The organism is Chrysanthemum yellows phytoplasma, from assembly GCF_000803325.1.
Classification (GTDB): Bacteria; Bacillota_I; Bacilli_A; order Acholeplasmatales; family Acholeplasmataceae; genus Phytoplasma; species Phytoplasma asteris.
On record NZ_JSWH01000214.1, the window covers coordinates 1 to 681 of the forward strand.

Consider the following 681-nt stretch of genomic DNA (forward strand, 5'->3'; position numbering starts at 1 on the left):
AAAGAAATCTAAATTATTTATTGGTTGATTTTCTTTTTGTTTTTCAACTTGTTTTTGTAATTGTTTGTTTTTTAATTGTTTTAATATTTTTAATTCAATTAATAATCTAACAATATTTTGAACCTTATTTGTATCATAAATATATTGAGTTTGATATTTAGATTGGTTTTGAACTTGATTTTCAGTTTTTAATTGTTTTGATTTAATGAATTTAGGTAATCTTAAACCTAAAAGTAATAACAGGATTAAAAGAATAATTGCAATAAATATAGTCCAAATTATTAATATAATTTTTCTTTTTTTATTCATGATTAATGATTTATTATTTCTTTAACAGTTCCATCTTGGTTGTAATAAGTTTCTTTAATTAATTTGTCAGGATTGTATTCATTAATTTTTCTAATTGTTTTGCCATCATCATAAAAATGAATTGATTTTTGCATAATCCCTGTGTTTTGGTTATGTTCTTGAATATTGCTAATTGTTTTGCCATCATTTTGATAATAAGTTTTATGAGGATATTTAAGTGATGGAGTTTGTTCTTGTTGTTTGGTTAATTTATCAACTTCTTTTTCAATTTTATTAATAATATTATTATATGTTTCTTGTTCTTGTTGAGAGTTGGTTTTAGAGGTTAAAGTAGGTTGATTTTGGTTATCAGTTTTAGGTTGGGGATTGCTC

Annotated in this window: 1 protein-coding gene and 1 pseudogene; both read right to left on the reverse strand. The window is 22.0% G+C overall.

What is annotated here, in order from left to right:
- Nucleotides 1-309 (reverse strand): annotated as a pseudogene (locus tag OL66_RS03235) (hypothetical protein); the annotation flags it as partial.
- Nucleotides 310-311: 2 nt separating this feature from the next.
- On the reverse strand, nucleotides 312-681 hold a 370-nt coding region (locus OL66_RS03655), incomplete at its 5' end, for a DUF2963 domain-containing protein (RefSeq protein WP_238568822.1).